We start from the raw sequence: 17324 nt of genomic DNA, 5'->3' as shown, positions 1-17324 counted from the left end.
TATGGCCGACAAGCACAAGCACGTCGACGAGGTCAGCGGCGTAGAAACCACCGGGCATGAGTGGGACGGCATCCGCGAACTCAATAATCCGATGCCGCGCTGGTGGGTCTACAGCTTCTATGCCACGGTCATCTGGGCGATCGGCTATGCGATCGCCTATCCCTCGTGGCCTATGCTGACGGAGGCGACCAAGGGCGTGCTCGGCTATTCGAGTCGCGCCGAAGTCAGCGTCGAACTGAACGCTGCCAGGGCTGCACAGGCCGGCAACCTGGAGCAGATCGCATCGAGCTCGGTCGAGGAGATCATCGCAAATCCGCAACTGCAGAAATTCGCCGTTTCAGCCGGGGCTTCCGTCTTCAAGGTGAACTGCGCCCAGTGCCACGGCTCGGGGGCTGCGGGCGGGCAGGGCTTCCCGAATCTCAATGACGACGACTGGCTCTGGGGCGGCAAGCCGGAAGAAATTTATCAGACCATAGCTCATGGGGTTCGCCACGCCCCCGACGGGGAGACACGGGTTTCGGAGATGCCGCCCTTCGGCGACCTGCTGACGCCAGAGCAGATGCAGCAGACGGCCGCCTACGTCGTGAGCCTTACCCAAGCACCGTCGCAACCCAACCTCGTCGACCAGGGCAAGCAGGTCTTCGCCGACAATTGCGCTTCCTGCCATGGCGCAGACGCGAAAGGAAACCGTGAGATGGGAGCACCCAATCTCGCCGATGCGATCTGGCTTAAGGGCGAGGGCGAGCAGGCGGTCATCGCGCAGATGAAGACGCCGAAGCATGGCGTGATGCCCGCATGGCTGCCACGCCTCGGCGACGACGCCGTCAAGCAGCTAGCGGTGTTCGTCCACTCGCTGGGCGGCGGCGAGTAGAGGTCCACGACCGATTGGCCGTGCACGCGTGCGGCCGATTTTCCTGGTCACGGGTGGGTGGCCAGCTTTCGTTCGTCTACGAGCAGGGGAGACCGGTCCGTTCAAAGCCCGTGGGGTGCCCACCGCAACGTTCGGCATCGGGGCGCGGACTTGACGCAGATCAAGGTGACCGGAGTGCACATCGGCAAAGGTCGCCTCACAAGCGAAAACATCGCCGGGACCTGCCTGCATGCTCCACCAGCCGATAACCAAAGCTTCAGTCGAGCGGCTCGATGCCGAAGCGGTCAATGCCGCGCGCGTGCGAGGGCCGCTCTACGAGAAGCGTCGGAAGATCTTCCCGAAGCGGGCCGAGGGTCGTTTCCGCCGGTTCAAGTGGCTGGTGATGCTGGTGACGCTCGGCATCTACTATCTGACGCCGTGGATCCGTTGGGACCGCGGGGCCCATGCACCGGATCAGGCAGTCCTCATCGACCTCGCTTCTCGGCGTTTCTATTTCTTCTTCATAGAGATTTGGCCGCAGGAGTTTTTCTTCGTGGCGGGGCTCCTCGTCATGGCGGGCTTCGGTCTCTTCCTGGTGACTTCGGCGGTCGGGCGGGCCTGGTGCGGCTATGCCTGTCCGCAGACCGTTTGGGTCGATCTCTTTCTCGTCGTCGAGCGCTTCATCGAGGGCGACCGCAACGCGCGCATGCGCCTCGACGCTGGAGCCTGGAGCTTGGACAAGATCCGCAAGCGCGTCGCCAAGCATGCCGTTTGGCTGGCGATCGGGGTTGCGACCGGCGGTGCGTGGATATTCTATTTCGCCGATGCGCCCTCGCTTTTGGCGAGCCTGGTCGCGCTTGATGCCGCGCCGGTCGCCTATACCACGATCGGCATTCTGACCGCGACGACCTATGTCTTCGGGGGGCTGATGCGCGAGCAGGTCTGCACCTACATGTGCCCATGGCCGCGCATCCAGGCGGCCATGCTGGACGAGAACTCGCTCGTCGTTACTTACAATGACTGGCGGGGGGAGCCGCGCTCGCGGCATGCGAAGAAGGCGGCGGCTGCCGGCGAAGTCGTCGGGGATTGCGTCGACTGCAACGCTTGCGTGGCCGTCTGTCCCATGGGCATCGACATTCGCGACGGCCAGCAGCTCGAATGCATCACCTGCGCGCTCTGTATCGATGCCTGCGACGGCGTGATGGACAAGCTCGGCCGCGAGCGCGGGCTGATCTCGTACGCGACGCTCAGCGACTATGCCGCCAATATGGCCCTTGCGACCAGTGGCGGGACTGCGGAGATCGACCCGACCCGCGTGCGCGACGCCAATGGCGCCTTCCGCGATAAGGTGCGGCATCTCAACTGGCGCATCGTTTTCCGACCCCGCGTTCTCGTCTATTTCGGCGTCTGGGCGATTGTCGGACTCGGTCTTCTTTTCGGCCTGCTGGCGCGCGACCGGCTGGAACTGAACGTCCTGCACGACCGAAACCCCCAGTTCGTCGTGGAATCCGACGGTTCGGTGCGCAACGGCTATACGGTGAAGCTGCTCAACATGATCCCCGAACAGCGTACCATCGGCCTGAAGATCGAGGGTATGCCCGCCGCCACGATGCGCGTGGCCGGCCAGGCGACCGGCGACGGGCGCAACATCACCATCGGCGTCGAGCCGGACAAGGTCACCCCACTCAAGGTCTTCGTCACGTTGCCGAAGGATAGACTCGCCGAAGCGGAAGGGGGCTTCTCCCTTATTGCGGAGGATCCGTCCAGCCACGAACGCGATGTGTATCAGGCCAATTTCAACCTGCCGGGAGCAGCAAGACGATGAGCACGACAACGAAACAGCGCGACCCGGAGCGCGGATTCACCGGTTGGCACATGGTGGTGGTCATGGGCCTCTTCTTCGGCACCATCATCTCCGTCAACCTCGTCATGGCTTGGAACGCCAGCCGAAGCTGGAGCGGCCTTGTCGTCGAAAACACCTACGTCGCCAGCCAGCAATTCAACGGCAAGGTGGCTGAGGGCCGCGCCTTTCAGGCCAGCGGCATCAAGGGACGACTAATGGCCGGACCCGGAGCAATCCGCTATGTCCTTACCCGCAACGGCGAACCGGACCGACAAATCGACAAGGTAATCGCCGTTCTTAAACGACCGGTTGAGGAGCATGAGGACCTTCGCGTCGAGCTCCATCCGCGGGGCGAGGGCGCTTTCATATTGGCCGAAGAGCTGAAGCCCGGTCAATGGATAGCCGCCATGACGGCCATGGCGGGGGGTGCGGTAGTTCACCGTCAGACTATCCGCTTCTTCGCAGGGGGAGGTGACAAATGAGCTGCTGCGCCGTTGGTGCGGCAACCATGCTTGGCGAAGGAGGGCAGGCGTCGCCCGCCTCCGAGGAACTTTGGCTTGCGAGCCGGAACCTCGGAGGCGGGTTGCGCCAGTCGGAGCTGAGCGTCCCCGACGCCTATTGCGGTACCTGCATCGCCACGATCGAAGGAGCGCTGCGCGCCAAGCCCGAAGTCGAACGCGCCCGCGTCAATCTCTCCTCCCGTCGGGTTTCAATCGTCTGGAAGGAGGAGGTCGGCGGCCGGCGCACCGATCCCTGTGACTTCTTGCATGCCATCGCTGAGCGTGGTTATCAGACACACCTCTTTTCGCCCGGCGGGGAAGAGGGCGACGACCTGCTGAAGCAGTTGATCCTCGCGGTTGCCGTTTCCGGCTTCGCCGCAACCAATATCATGCTGCTCTCCGTCTCAGTCTGGTCCGGGGCGGATGCGGCCACCCGCGATCTCTTCCACTGGATCTCGGCGCTGATCGCCGGACCAGCGCTGATCTATGCTGGCCGCTTTTTCTACAAGTCGGCATGGAACGCCATTCGCCACGGCCGAACCAACATGGATGTGCCGATCGCGCTCGCCGTCAGCCTTTCCTATGGCATGTCTCTCTACGAGACGATTGGTCATGGCGAACATGCCTGGTTCGATGCATCCGTGACCTTGCTGTTCTTCCTGCTGATCGGCCGTACGCTCGATCACATGATGCGGGGCCGTGCACGAACGGCGATCAGCGGTCTCGCACGCCTGTCGCCGCGCGGGGCCACGGTTGTCCATCCGGATGGCTCGCGCGAATACCGCGCCGTCGACGAGATCAAGCCAGGCGAACGCCTGATTGTCGCGGCTGGCGAGCGTATCCCCGTCGATGGACGGGTGCTGTCCGGGACAAGCGACCTCGATCGCTCCGTAGTTAACGGCGAGAGCTCGCCGACCGTTGTCGCCACAGGGGACACGGTTCAGGCCGGCACGCTCAACCTCACCGGTCCGCTCACGCTGGAAGCGACCGCCGCGTCGCGCGACTCGTTTATCGCCGAAATCATCGGATTGATGGAGGCTGCCGAAGGGGGCAGGGCGCGCTACCGACGCATAGCCGACCGCGCCGCCCGCTATTACTCGCCGGCCGTCCATCTGCTGGCGCTCCTGACCTTTGTCGGCTGGATGCTAGTGGAGGGAGATATCCACCATGCCATGCTGATCGCAGTGGCCGTGCTCATCATCACCTGCCCCTGCGCTCTTGGACTCGCGGTTCCCGTTGTCCAGGTCGTTGCGGCCGGGCGGCTATTCCAAGGCGGTGTCATGGTCAAGGATGGCACAGCGATGGAGCGTCTCGCTGAGATCGACACAGTGCTCCTGGATAAGACCGGCACGCTGACCATCGGCAGACCACGGCTCGTGAATGCGCACGAGATCGTAGGGGGTCGGCTCGCCATTGCGGCGGCTATCGCGGTGCATTCGCGCCATCCGATCGCAATAGCGATTCAGAATTCGGCAGGGGCGATCCCTGCGCTTGCCGGCGACATCCGGGAAATTCCCGGCGCCGGCATCGAAGTGAAGACCACGGACGGCATCTATCGGCTGGGGAGCCGCGGCTTCGCGGTCGGCGATCCGGGCTCCGATGGCGGGCAATCGGAGGCAATCCTGTCGTTGGATTTTCGTGAGCTTGCCTGCTTCCGGTTCGAGGATCGGCCGCGCCCCGCGTCGCGCGAATCGATCGAAGCCCTTGGCCGCCTGGACATTGCGACGGGAATCCTATCCGGCGACCGGGAGTCTGTGGTCGCGGCCCTCGCCAGGAGTTTGGGGATTTCGAACTGGCATTCCGAACTCTCGCCACGCGAAAAAGTCGAGGCATGCGCCGCTGCCGCCGAGGCAGGTCACAAGGCCCTGGTAGTGGGGGACGGCATAAACGACGCGCCGGTTCTGCGTGCGGCACACGTTTCCATGGCTCCGGCGACTGCCGCCGATGTAGGGCGCCAGGCTGCCGACTTCGTCTTTATGCATGAGGCCCTTTCGGCCGTTCCCTTCGCCATCGAGACTTCGCGGCACGCCGGGCGACTTATCAGGCAGAACTTCGTGCTGGCGATTGGCTACAACGTCATCGCCGTGCCGATCGCCATTCTTGGGTACGCAACTCCGCTTGTTGCCGCTGTCGCTATGTCCACCTCGTCGCTCGTGGTGGTCTTCAATGCTCTGAGACTGAAGCGCAGCCTTGCCGCCGGTAAGGCCGCGACGCCATCCACATTGATGCATTCAGACGCGGTGACCTCATGAACACCCTCATCTATCTCATTCCAATCGCACTCAGTCTCGGTGGTCTGGGGCTGGTCGCATTTCTGTGGGCGCTCAAGAGCGGACAGTACGAGGACCTCGACGGAGCCTCCTGGCGCATACTCGACGACGGAGATGGCAAGGGTGAATCGAGCCGGCCTTTCCAGCTATTTGACTAAGATCAACTTACCGAAACCGGCATAGCGCTAGATTGATGGCATGCTTATTGGGACATTCGCAATGAAGACGCTGCAATTGACTTCGAGCGATAGGACGACCTTCCTGAGGTCGCGCTTCTTCGGACGGCTGCCGTGCTCCACCGTCGACGCCATTATCGAGGACACGAGGCTATCGAACTACAAGGAGCACGATATCCTCTTCCACAAGGGCGACAGCATCGACGACGTGTTCTTTGTACTTTCAGGTCTGGTCCGCCTCTACCGTGTTGGAAAAGATGGGCGCGAGGCCGATGTGGCGGTGTTCTCCAAAGGCGAAATGTTTGCCGAGAACGTCATGTACCTGGGGCGTGCCACCGCCAGCGCGGAGGCTGCCGAAGCATCCAACATTGCGCGTATTGACAGCGCCAAGCTTCGCCAATTCGCCGCCGCAGACCCCGATGTGGCGCAGGCTTTCATCGAGCATCTCTGCCATCGAGGCAATATAACGGAAGACCTGCTCGCACAAGATCGCCTGCTCACCGCTACGCAGCGCGTCGCCAGCTACATCCTTAGCCATTGTCCGAACGGCACCACCACAAGCTTCTCGTTCCGCTTGCCGTTCCAGAAGTACGTGCTTGCGGGGAAGCTTGGCCTGGCCCCGGAAGCCCTGTCACGCGCCTTTTCGACGCTGCGCCAGTCCGGGGTCACCGTAAAGGGTCGGATGATCGAGATTCACGACCGGCACGAGCTGGAGCGGATCTAAGCCGGAGCAGCAGCACGACCGATCCGAAAATACACGCACAACGTTTAGTTTACTAATAATTGAGGAGTGACACAATACATCTCCCGGTAAGACATGGTCCGGTTCCAGAAGACTGCGGATGCTTGGTTTCGCTGTCCGCGTCGCGTTAGGATCGGGAACCATGTGCTGTGCCGTCAAGCATCGACTTCAAGCCCTGGATGCGATCGGCAAAGATCGACAGAAGCCTTGATTTGTCCCCCTTGGGGGATAGATGCTCGTTGCTAGGGGCTGTTCATGACGAGGGAGCAACTTCATGGGACAGTTGACGACGCGAGAACGGGATCGAGCCGCGGCAATATTGCTCGTCCTGGCTATTGTGGGCATTGCCATGGCGGCGGCCGGCCGGTTCGACCCGCTCGGAGTACATGGCGCGATTGTCCTCTTATACAGCCTCGGCCTGCTGTATGTTATAATGTCGAGCTCGTTCGGACCTCCGCCGGATCCGTCGCGGATCTCCCGCTACTACGACGATCCCATCAAGGTCGGAGTCTGGTTCACGTTGTTCTGGGCGATCTTCGGCATGTTCGTCGGAGTCTGGGCCGCCGCGCAGCTCGCCTGGCCTAGCCTCAATTTCGATACCGCCTGGGCGAGCTTCGGGCGGATTAGGCCGGCCCACACGACCGGGGTGATTTTCGGGTTCGGCGGCAACGCCCTGATCGCAACCTCGTTCCACGTGGTTCAAAGGACCTCGCGCGCCCGGCTGGCGGACCAACTCAGCCCATGGTTCGTGCTGTTCGGCTACAATCTCTTCTGCATTCTGGCCGTGACCGGCTATTTCATGGGCGTCACGCAGTCGAAGGAATATGCCGAGGCAGAATGGTATGCCGACCTCTGGCTCGTCATCGTCTGGGTCACCTATTTCATCCTCTACATCCGGACGCTGGCGCGGCGCAGGGAGCCTCACATCTACGTCGCCAACTGGTACTACATGGCCTTCATCGTGGTCGTGGCGATCCTGCACATCATCAACAACCTGACAGTTCCAGTCTCCCTGGGGCATGCCAAGAGCTACACGATCTGGGCGGGCGTGCAGGACTCGATGGTGCAGTGGTGGTACGGGCACAATGCGGTCGCTTTCTTCCTTACGGCAGGCTTCCTGGCGATGCTCTATTACTACCTGCCGAAGCGTGCCGAGCGGCCCATCTTTTCCTATCGGCTGTCTATCCTCAGCTTTTGGGGCATAACCTTTTTCTACATGTGGGCCGGCTCGCACCACCTTCATTATACGGCCCTGCCGCATTGGGTGCAGAACCTCGGCATGACATTCTCTGTGATGCTGCTTGTTCCCTCATGGGCATCGGCCGGCAACGCGCTGCTGACCCTGAACGGCGCCTGGCACAAGGTTCGCGACGACGCGACGCTGCGCTTCATCATGATGGCCGCCTTCTTTTACGGCCTGTCGACCTTCGAGGGATCTTTCCTCGCGGTCCGTCCCGTCAATTCGCTTTCGCACTACACCGACTGGACAGTCGGCCATGTCCACGCAGGCGCCCTGGGTTGGGTGGCGTTAATCACCTACGGTTCGCTCTACACGCTCGTGCCGGCGATCTGGAAGCGCGAGAGGATGTATTCGGCAGCCCTCGTTGAGGTCCATTTCTGGCTCGCCTTCGCCGGCACCGTGATATACGTCTTCGCAATGTGGAACTCGGGCATCATTCAGGGCCTGATGTGGCGGACCTATACCGGGGAGGGGACGCTCGCCTATTCCTTCGTGGATTCCCTGGTGGCGATGTACCCCTACTACATTGCACGCGCCTTCGGCGGCCTGCTGTTCCTGATCGGAGCCGTCGTCGCCACCTACAACATCTGGATGACCGTTCGCGGCGTCCCTGTCCTGGCTGAACGGCACGACGACGTTCCGGTCGCCGCGCCATTGCCGAAAGGCGCGGCAACGGGGCCGGCGGAGTAGGATCATGCGCGAACTTATCCATCGAAAGCTCGAGCGGACGGCGATCGGCTTCGTGCTGGCGATCATCCTGGCGGCCAGTGTCGGCGGCATCGTGGAGATCGCTCCGCTGTTCACAATTGACGAGACCGTCGAGGACGTCGAGGACATGCGGCTCTACACGCCGCTGGAGCTCGCCGGCCGCAACATCTATATCCGCGAGGGCTGCTATGCCTGCCACAGCCAGATGATCCGCACGTTGCGCGACGAGGTCGAGCGCTACGGCCCGTATTCGCTGGCGGTCGAATCCAAATATGATCACCCGATGTTGTGGGGGTCGAAGCGAACCGGACCGGATCTCGCCAGGGTAGGAGGCAAATATTCCGATTTCTGGCATGTAGCCCATCTCACCAACCCGCGCGACGTCGTGCCGGAGTCGAACATGCCGGCCTATGCCTGGCTGGCGCGGACACCGTTGCGCCTGGATGACCTCGGCCTTCACCTGGAGGCGCAGCGAAGCGTCGGAGTGCCCTATACCGACGAAATGATCGAGAACGCCGCGCTGGACGCCTTCGGTCAGGCCATGCCCGATAGCGAACAGGCGTCGGGCGTCACCGAACGATATGGCGAGGAGACCCAGGTCAGCGCCTTCGACGGGGTGGCAACACGGGTCACAGAAATGGATGCGCTCGTCGCCTATCTGCAGGTCCTCGGAAGGCTGACAAAGGCGGCGTACCAGAACACGGCAGCGCCGGAACAGGTACCCGATCCAGCCGATTGAATGAGAAAGGGACAATTCGTCATGGACGTGACGCACGAGACACTGGTGGAGGCGGCCAAAAGCTGGGGGCTCTTTTATCTCATCGGATTCTCGATCTGCGTCATCGTCTACACGTTCTGGCCCACTAACCGCGACCGTTTCGATCGCGCCAAGAAAGCCATTCTCGACAAGGATGATCAGCCATGGACGTAGAAGAAGTCGATCCAATCAGCGGCCGGAAGACCACCGGGCATGAGTGGAACGGCATCAAGGAGCTCGACACCCCGGTTCCGCGCGGAGTGCTGCTTTTTCTCGTCATCACTCATGTCTTCGCGCTCATCTGGTGGGTTCTGCTGCCCACATGGCCGCTGGGCACCACCTACACCAAGGGCCTGCTTGGGATCGACGAACGCGACGTTGTCGAGGAAAAACTAACCGCCGCGGCTGCCGCCAGAGCGAGCTGGGAGAACCAAATCGACACGCTCTCCTACGACGAGATAAGGGCGGACGAACGCCTTATGGCGACGGTGCGCTCAACCGGCCATCAACTCTTCGGCGACAACTGCGCCGTCTGCCACGGCGTCGACGGAAAGGGTCGCAGCAACTATCCGGATTTGACCGATGACGACTGGCTTTGGGGCGGCGGACCGGAGGATATTGAGCAGACCCTGAGGGTTGGCATCAACACCAGGCACCCTGAGAGCCGCGTCGGGCAGATGCCCTCGTTCGGTCGCGACCAGATGCTCGAACGCAATCAGGTCCGTGATGTCGCCGCCTACGTCTATTCGCTCACCAATCCTCAATACTCCACGCCGGAGAACATCGGCCGGATCGAGACGGGCAGAGAAGTGTTCCTCACCACTTGCGCCGCCTGCCACGGCGAAGACGCGAGAGGCAGTCGGGAGGTCGGCGCTCCGAACCTGACCGATGCCTATTGGATCTACGGCGGCTCGATGCAAACCATCATCGAGTCGGTCCATGGCGGACGCCAGGGCCACATGCCGACATGGGACGAGCGGCTGACACCGGCGGAGATCAAGATTCTGGCCCTCTATGTCAACGCGCTGGGCGTGGAGAAGCCGTGATGACGAAGGTTGTTGGCAGACGAAGCAGATCGGTGCTGGCCTGGTGGGGCCTCGTTGCTGCGGCGATCTTCTTCGGCGCTAACGCCCACATGCTTTACGTCGCGATCGATAGCGATCCCGGATGCGTCGCCCACCTCAAGGAGACGGGGCCGACACCGGGACAGTACAGGGCCGCAAAATCATCCTGCTGACGGCATGGTGTACCCGTGGAGAGACATATGTCTGGAACTCGAAAGTTACAGCGTTGGGTAGGCGAGGTCTCAGGAATAGAGGAGACCTGGAACCCGAAATGGCAGCGCCATTTACCGGCCCAGGCGCCCTTCGAGTGGTTGGCGAAAGGTTGGCGTGACCTGATCACTTTCCCGATGCTCAGCCTGAGCTACGGGATAGCCGTCTTCGTCGTTTCCTTCCTGATCATCTGGCTCCTCTTCGCGACCGGACGCGACTATTTCTTGTTCCCCGCCATTGCAGGCTTCATGATCATCGCGCCGCTCCTCGCGACGGGCCTTTACCTGAAGAGCTCGCGCCTTGAGCGCTCCGAGCCGGTCACTCTCGGGAGCATGCTCCGCGTCAGACCGGTGGCCGGCGCCCAGGTGTTCTTCACGGGGCTTCTGCTCTGCATGCTCATGCTGCTCTGGATGCGTGCGGCCGTGCTCATCTATGCCTTGTTTTTCGGGGTTCGGTCGTTTCCCGGCCTCGGGCATGTCACGCAACTGCTGCTGACGACGCCGACCGGCTGGGCCATGCTTGCCGTCGGGATTTTCATCGGCGCCCTTTTTGCTGGATTTTCCTTCGCCATAAGCGTGTTCTCCATCCCAATGTTGCTCGACCAGCGCATCGACGCGTTTACGGCAATGGGTGTCAGCGTGGTGCTGGTCTGGAACAACCTCCGTCCGATGCTCGTCTGGGGCGCTATCGTGCTCGGGCTGTTCCTGGCCAGCGTTGCCACGGCTCTGGTCGGTCTGGTCGTGATCTTCCCCTTGCTCGGGCATGCAACCTGGCATGCGTACAAAGCGGTGCACTAGTCATGTCCTGCTGCTCGGGCATCGCCGTTCAAAGCGCTGAGGCCGCTCCTCGGTCGAGCGCTGAGGAGATCCGGCTGGCGAGCCGCGACCTCGGCGACGGCCTTCGCCAGACCATATTGACGCTGCCCGACGTGCATTGCGCCACCTGCATCGCTGCCGTCGAAGGCGCGCTGAGGAAAATTCCAGGCGTGGAACTCGCCCGAGTGAACCTGTCCACCCGGCGCGTCACCATCAACTGGCGCGGCCATGACGAAGAGAGCTCGGATTTCGCCGCCGCGCTTGCGAAAATCGGCTATGCCTCACATCTGGCTTGCATAGAGGAGGACAGCCAGGATCCGGTGCTTTCCTCCCTTTTGAAGGCGCTCGCGGTCGCCGGTTTCTCGGCCATGAACATTATGATTCTCTCGGTATCGGTCTGGTCCGGGGCTGATCCCGCGACGCGCCATGCCTTCCATCTGTTGTCGGCGGTGCTCGCTCTGCCGGCGATCGTCTATTCCGGCAGGATCTTCTATCGCTCGGCCTGGGCGGCGCTGCGGTACGGTCGCACCAACATGGACGTTCCGATCAGCGTCGGCGTTCTCCTCGCCTTCGCCCTCAGCGTCTACGACACCCTTCACAACGCGGCGTATGCCTATTTCGACGCAAGCACGTCCTTGTTGTTCGTTCTGCTGGCAGGGCGAACACTGGACCACCAGATGCGGGGCAGGGCGCGTTCCGCCGTCGGAGCGCTTGCGAGGCTCGCGCCGCGGGGCGCCAATCTGATCCGGGCGGAAGGCGCGATTGATTACGTCCCGCTTTCCGAGATCAAGCCTGGCATGCATCTGCTGGTCGCCGCCGGCGAGCGCGTGCCGGTCGACGGCGTTGTTGTCAAAGGCGCCTCGGAGCTTGATTGTTCGCTCGTTTCAGGGGAAAGCGAGTGGAAGCGTGCGGCGCCGGGAAGCGCATTGCAGGCGGGCGTGATGAACCTCGCCAATCCGCTGACACTGGTGGCGACCGTATCCGCCGACGGTTCTTTCCTGGCCGAGATGACCCGCATGATGGAGGCTGCCGAGAGCGGGCGCTCCAATTACCGCCGAGTCGCTGATCGCGCCGCAAGCCTGTATTCGCCCGTCGTGCACGGTGTCGCCCTCCTTTCCATGTTCGCATGGCTTTACGGAACCGGAGATCTCCACAAGTCAGTCAGCATTGCCATCGCCGTGCTGATCATTACTTGCCCATGCGCCCTTGGACTTGCCGTGCCGATGGTACAGGTGGTGGCGGCACGGCGCCTCTTCGAACGCGGCATCATGGCGCGCGACGGGTCCGCATTCGAGAGACTGAACGAAATCGACACCGTACTCTTCGACAAGACCGGGACGTTGACCTTCGGCGAGATGCGTCTGGTCAATGCGGACGACATTCAGCCCCGGCTCTTGTCTCTGGCCGCGGCGATGGCTAGGGTCTCGCGGCATCCCGCCTCCGCCGCGATTGCCTTGGCGGCCGCAGGGCGGCACGGGTCCCCTCTGGAGTTCGAAAGTCTGGAGGAGGTTCATGGCTGCGGAATCGAGGGGCGGGCAGGGAATGCGGTTTACCGGCTCGGACGCCCCTCGTGGGCGTCGAATGCAAGGCAGCTCGACCTGGGAGCGGCGTCGGTAGCCGTGCTGTCGAAGGACTGCGAAACGATAGCGGTTTTCGCATTTGAGGACTCCATCCGTCCTGGCGCTCGAGAGCTTGTACAGACACTCCGCTCCGCCGGCTATTCACTAGCGATAGTTTCAGGAGATGCCCATCCCGCGGTTTCGTCCGTCGCCAAGCAGTTGGGCATCGAGAAGTTCTCGGCCGAGCTACTTCCGGGTGAAAAGGTGAAGTCCATCCGGTCATTGGCCGAGGCGGGCAGCAAGGTGCTGATGATCGGCGACGGCCTCAACGACGCGCCGGCCCTTTCCGCCGCACACGTGTCGATCGCCCCGTCGTCGGCGACGGACATCGGGCGAAGCGCGTCCGACTTCGTCTTCGTTGGTCACAGCCTGCTGGCTGTCCGAGAAGTCATCCAGACCGCGTCCAGGGCCGATGTGCTGATCCGACAGAACTTCGGATTGGCAGTCGCCTACAATATCGTCAGCGTGCCCTTCGCAATCGCAGGACTGGTCACGCCACTCGCTGCGGCGCTGGCCATGTCCTTGTCCTCGATCGTCGTCGTTGGAAACGCGCTGCGCCTCCGTGCAAAGGTTAGAATAGGCCCGCGCTTTGTCCGGGCGACCAAACCAGCCACGGCAAAGCCATGAACTATCTTGCCGTTCTTATACCGGTGGCATTGGCGATGGGCGCTGTCGGACTGCTGGCATTTCTCTGGTCGTTGCGTGCGGGTCAATATGAGGACCTGGACGGGGCGGCTGAAAGAGTCCTGTTGGACGATGAGGAAGACGAAGGGCCGCCGGCGGATCCGGCCACGGACGGAACCGCCAGCACAGGCCAGCGTTCTGGACCGAAAGAAGACGATGAAGCGACGCTGCACCCCGGAGGATCCAATGCCAAGCACGGATGAACACATGGTCAACGATTCCCCGGAGCAAGCTGTGGAGAGGTCAAGTTCGAAACAGAACGACATGCCGGACCGCCAGATTGATCCTTCGGAGTCCGTGACCTTGTTTGCAATTGCCCTTGGCGCGATCGGCGGTCTAGTCGGCCTCGTCGCCGGGATCACTCTCCTGTCGAATTCCGGGCCCGGGGCCGCTGTCCTCAATTGTCTAATTGCAGTCCTTGCTGGTGGGTCTGCGGGGATCGTCGCCGGGGGGACGCTGGGAGCGGCGATCGGCATCACGCGCGGCATCCGGGTGCCTAGACAAGTCGGGCCTTGATCACCACGGCTATCGCGTCGCTTGAAGCCGGGCCTATTGCGACGCTGGTTTTATCGCTGTTGCCAAAGCGCCGATGGTAAACGGCAATCGTTGGGGTGAATGCGGCCAGCTGATCCGCGAACAACTGCGCTTATCTCTCCGACCCCGCGTTTGTTGATCTGGAACAAGGATTGTTCCAACAGGCTCGTCTATTTGCTGCATCGAGTGCTGCGCCCGTATGGAGAATGGACGATGGCGAGACGACGAACGGGATTGAGCCGAGGGCTGGCGCTGGTCGCCGCCTGCATGCTCGTCCTGCAGTCCGTTGTCCACGCTTTTGCCGGCCAAGGACCGGTTGTCCGACAATTCGATCCCTTCGGCGATCCCCTCTGCATTACGGGGGCAAGCCACTCCGACACTGACCCTGGCGGCGGCGATCACGACAGGCTGGCCGAGTGCTGTATCCTCGGATGCGGCCTGTCCTCGGCTTTGCCTGCCGCACCTGCCGGTATCGCGTCGGTTCCTGTAACGCCGCGGTCTTCAAGCGCTGTCCTGCCCCCATCCTGCGAGCTGTTGGTTCGCAGAAGCGACCATGATCCCGGCTGTCCCCGAGCCCCACCGACTGCCTAGATCGCGTCGAGCGTGTTTTCCCACGCCGGAAACTTCCTGCCGCCCGGACCAACGTTAGTCGAGGTGCAGGCTATCCGAACTTCGTGAACTGCGGGCTGCTGTCCAGTCCCCAACTCAACCCCTTCAGCTGTGAAGCGGACCGGCGACGCTGGTCCTCGCGAACCCCGCCGACGCGAGCCGGCATTCGATAAGGAGAAAAGTCCAATGCTAAAGAAACCGGTGCTGACCGCCGCCCTGATTGCCGTTGGTGCGGGAGCGGCGATCGCTCACACCTCGCTCGAAACGAAGGAAGCTCCGGTAGGCGCGAGCTATAAGGCCGTCTTCCGCGTGCCGCACGGCTGCGACGGGAAGCCGACCAACGCGGTGCGCGTCCAGATTCCGGAGGGCGTTATTGCCGTTAAGCCGATGCCCAAGCCCGGCTGGACCCTGGAGAAGGTAAGCGGCGCCTACGAGAAGTCCTACGACAACCACGGCACCCCGACGAAGGAGGGCGTGAAGGAGGTGCTGTGGAAGGGTGGCCATCTGGGAGACGACGAGTACGATGAGTTCGTAGTGCGCGTTTATCTGACGTCGGACCTGCCGGCGGGCAAGGTGCTCTATTTCCCGACCGTGCAGGAGTGCCCCGACGGCGCGACTGAACGGTGGATCGAGATCCCGGCAGAAGGCCAGAGCGGCGGCGATCTCGAGTTTCCGGCTCCCGGTGTAAAGCTCCTCGAAAAGGCGGGCAGCCACTAAAAACAATGAGAGGCGGAGGGAAGCGTGCACTCGAGCCGCGCTTCCCTATATGGCTGACGGAGATTGGCATGATCAACCCGCGCTTGGAGGGACGCCGATGCCACGCCCCGGCTCGCATGCTGGCGCTTTCGGTGCTGGCCTGTTCCGCATGGCTCTGGCTCGCCGCAACGGCCTTCGCGCATGCATCGCTGGTCGAGACCAACCCGGCAGACAACGCCGTGCTCGCCGAGGCGCCTGCGGCGTTTTTGATGACCTTCAGCGAGGCGATCTCGCCGCTCTCCCTCAGACTGGTCGGGCCGCACGGCTCGAGCGTTAGCCTCGAACACTACGAGCTACGCGATCGAACACTGAAAATCGATCCACCATCGAGACTCATCCAGGGCACGCATGTGCTTGCCTGGCGTGTGGTCTCCGAAGACGGACATCCGATCGGTGGTTCGATAATCTTCACGATTGGGGCGCCGAGCGCAACGCCTCCCGCAGCCGCAGTGGGCATAGACTGGGAGGTTGGCACGGCAATATGGATGGCAAAGCTCGCCCTCTATCTCGGCCTCTTTCTAGGAATTGGCGGGTCGTTCGCGCTGTCGTGGCTTGGAAAGGGCGAGCGCTCCGGAACCGTGGCCATTCACATCATTCTCGTCGTCGGACTCGTCGGAGCGCTGCTGTCTGTCGGCTTCCAGGGTCTCGACGCGCTCGCCGTTCCTCTTCGGCGCCTCGTGCATTTGGCGACCTGGCAAGCTGGAATGAGCACTAGCTTCGGCCGGACCTCCGTCGTCGCCGTTCTTGCTTCTGTGATGGCAACCTTTGCGCTGGTCGCGAAGGGCGGCCGGGGGCGCCTTCTTTCTCTGGTTGCGCTCAGCGGGACCGGTCTGGCACTTGCGCTGAGCGGCCATGCCAGCGCCGCGGAACCGCAATGGGTTACGCGCCCGATGGTCTTCCTTCACGGCGTCGGGATTGCGTTCTGGACAGGAGTGCTTACACCGCTGGGACTAGCGCTGGCACGTCGCACACCAGAGTCTGCGGGCATGCTGCGCCGGTTCTCCACCACGATCCCGGTCGTTCTCGCCTTGCTGATCGTCGCTGGCATGGGGTTGGCCGTGATCCAGGTTCGCAAACCGGCAGCATTGGTTGAGACCGCCTACGGGCTGGTCCTCCTCGCCAAATTGGCTTTGTTTGTTCTGCTTCTTGCTCTTGCCGTGTTTAATCGCCTGCGGTTGACGGAGCCGGCAGAGCGACGGGACGCACCGGCTGCAGGGCGCCTCGCTCGGTCGATCGCCTTCGAAACCGTCGTCGCCGTCTTGATCTTCGGCGTAGCCGCAGTATGGCGGTTCACGCCCCCGCCGCGCGCTTTGGAAATTGCCGCTTCCCGCCCTGCAGCCGTTCATCTCCATGCAGCGCGAGCCATGGCGAATGTGCGGCTCTCACCAGGCCGTGTCGGTCAGGTCGCAGCATTCATCGAGGTGTTCGGCAAGGCCGGGCAGGTCCTCGCGCCAAGGGAGGTGACGCTCGTCCTTTCCAATCCGGCGTCTGGCATAGAAGCGATCCGGCGGCCCGCGCAGCCCACCGGGGAGAGAAACTGGCGCGTCGATGGTCTCGTAGTGCCCTTGCCCGGCATCTGGCATGTGCGGCTTGATCTCCTGGTCTCCGATTTCGAGCTGGTGAAGCTCGAGGGCAAGGTTGGAATCCGACCCTGAAGATGCCCCTTGCTTAGATTAACATCCACTGGGGGCGAAGTCTCGAGCGGCCACAGGACGCCCCGTTCGACAAGACATTCGGCAAGCCACTTTCCTGCAGGCACAAAGGCGCGCGTGCTCTCTCTGCGAAAGCACAATTCTGAAGCGCGACGTTGAAAAGCACTGTTTGCGCAGGCGCAAAGACGTGCGGACCAAAATTCTGCACAAGGAATGTCGAATTCAGGGACGCGAATTCGGCGCGATACCGGCTTCGGCCAGCGGAATCCAAGCACACACCTGGGAAGAAACACGG

17 protein-coding genes are annotated in these 17324 nt (G+C 62.3%); all 17 read left to right on the top strand.

What is annotated here, in order from left to right:
* Nucleotide 1 precedes the first annotated feature (1 nt).
* Nucleotides 2–871, top strand: a complete 870-nt coding sequence (ccoP, locus tag ACFHWW_RS17275) for a cytochrome-c oxidase, cbb3-type subunit III (protein WP_379939524.1) — start codon at nt 2–4, stop codon at nt 869–871.
* Nucleotides 872–1100: 229 nt separating this feature from the next.
* Nucleotides 1101–2675, top strand: a complete 1575-nt coding sequence (gene ccoG, locus ACFHWW_RS17270) for a cytochrome c oxidase accessory protein CcoG (RefSeq protein ID WP_379939522.1) — start codon at nt 1101–1103, stop codon at nt 2673–2675.
* Nucleotides 2672–3175: a FixH family protein gene (locus tag ACFHWW_RS17265; protein ID WP_379939520.1), complete on the top strand. Its 504-nt coding sequence runs from the start codon at nt 2672–2674 to the stop codon at nt 3173–3175. The genes ccoG and ACFHWW_RS17265 overlap by 4 nt, the downstream gene beginning before the upstream one ends.
* On the top strand, nt 3172–5445 hold the full coding sequence (locus ACFHWW_RS17260; protein WP_379939518.1) for a cation-translocating P-type ATPase: 2274 nt from the start codon (nt 3172–3174) through the stop codon (nt 5443–5445). Before ACFHWW_RS17265 ends, ACFHWW_RS17260 begins: the two co-directional genes overlap by 4 nt.
* Nucleotides 5442–5621 (top strand): cbb3-type cytochrome oxidase assembly protein CcoS, encoded by a 180-nt coding sequence (gene ccoS, locus ACFHWW_RS17255; protein WP_379939516.1) that lies wholly within the window; start codon nt 5442–5444, stop codon nt 5619–5621. Before ACFHWW_RS17260 ends, ccoS (ACFHWW_RS17255) begins: the two co-directional genes overlap by 4 nt.
* 61 nt (nt 5622–5682) lie before the next feature.
* The gene (locus ACFHWW_RS17250; RefSeq protein WP_379939514.1) at nt 5683–6363 is read left to right on the top strand and encodes a Crp/Fnr family transcriptional regulator; all 681 of its coding nucleotides are present in this window, start codon (nt 5683–5685) and stop codon (nt 6361–6363) included.
* A 292-nt stretch (nt 6364–6655) separates the two neighbouring features.
* Nucleotides 6656–8311: a cytochrome-c oxidase, cbb3-type subunit I gene (gene ccoN / locus ACFHWW_RS17245; protein ID WP_127712321.1), complete on the top strand. Its 1656-nt coding sequence runs from the start codon at nt 6656–6658 to the stop codon at nt 8309–8311.
* Between the two features lie 4 nt (nt 8312–8315).
* A complete protein-coding gene (ccoO, locus tag ACFHWW_RS17240) occupies nt 8316–9068 on the top strand; it encodes a cytochrome-c oxidase, cbb3-type subunit II (RefSeq protein ID WP_379939512.1) in 753 nt (250 codons plus the stop codon).
* A gap of 21 nt (nt 9069–9089) precedes the next feature.
* Nucleotides 9090–9260: a cbb3-type cytochrome c oxidase subunit 3 gene (locus ACFHWW_RS17235; RefSeq protein ID WP_127712353.1), complete on the top strand. Its 171-nt coding sequence runs from the start codon at nt 9090–9092 to the stop codon at nt 9258–9260.
* A complete protein-coding gene (gene ccoP / locus ACFHWW_RS17230; protein ID WP_379939510.1) occupies nt 9251–10132 on the top strand; it encodes a cytochrome-c oxidase, cbb3-type subunit III in 882 nt (293 codons plus the stop codon). The genes ACFHWW_RS17235 and ccoP (ACFHWW_RS17230) overlap by 10 nt, the downstream gene beginning before the upstream one ends.
* Nucleotides 10132–10323, top strand: coding sequence for a hypothetical protein (locus ACFHWW_RS17225; protein WP_379939508.1), 192 nt, complete (start codon nt 10132–10134; stop codon nt 10321–10323). The genes ccoP (ACFHWW_RS17230) and ACFHWW_RS17225 overlap by 1 nt, the downstream gene beginning before the upstream one ends.
* 27 nt (nt 10324–10350) lie before the next feature.
* Complete coding sequence (locus tag ACFHWW_RS17220; protein WP_379939506.1) at nt 10351–11157, top strand: DUF2189 domain-containing protein; 807 nt, start codon at nt 10351–10353, stop codon at nt 11155–11157.
* A 2-nt stretch (nt 11158–11159) separates the two neighbouring features.
* Complete coding sequence (locus ACFHWW_RS17215) at nt 11160–13421, top strand: cation-translocating P-type ATPase (protein ID WP_379939504.1); 2262 nt, start codon at nt 11160–11162, stop codon at nt 13419–13421.
* Nucleotides 13418–13681: a cbb3-type cytochrome oxidase assembly protein CcoS gene (gene ccoS, locus ACFHWW_RS17210; protein WP_379939502.1), complete on the top strand. Its 264-nt coding sequence runs from the start codon at nt 13418–13420 to the stop codon at nt 13679–13681. The genes ACFHWW_RS17215 and ccoS (ACFHWW_RS17210) overlap by 4 nt, the downstream gene beginning before the upstream one ends.
* Complete coding sequence (locus tag ACFHWW_RS17205) at nt 13665–13994, top strand: hypothetical protein (protein ID WP_379939500.1); 330 nt, start codon at nt 13665–13667, stop codon at nt 13992–13994. The genes ccoS (ACFHWW_RS17210) and ACFHWW_RS17205 overlap by 17 nt, the downstream gene beginning before the upstream one ends.
* 813 nt (nt 13995–14807) lie before the next feature.
* Entirely contained in the window at nt 14808–15338 is a 531-nt protein-coding gene (locus tag ACFHWW_RS17200) for a YcnI family protein (protein WP_379939498.1), read from the top strand.
* Between the two features lie 68 nt (nt 15339–15406).
* Entirely contained in the window at nt 15407–17032 is a 1626-nt protein-coding gene (locus tag ACFHWW_RS17195; RefSeq protein ID WP_379939496.1) for a copper resistance CopC/CopD family protein, read from the top strand.
* The last annotated feature ends 292 nt before the right edge of the window (nt 17033–17324 follow it).

The organism is Sinorhizobium sp. P24N7, from assembly GCF_042436655.1.
Classification (GTDB): Bacteria; Pseudomonadota; Alphaproteobacteria; order Rhizobiales; family Rhizobiaceae; genus Sinorhizobium; species Sinorhizobium meliloti_A.
The sequence above is the reverse complement of the archived record's forward strand: the minus strand, read 5'-3'. Positions and strand labels throughout refer to the sequence as shown.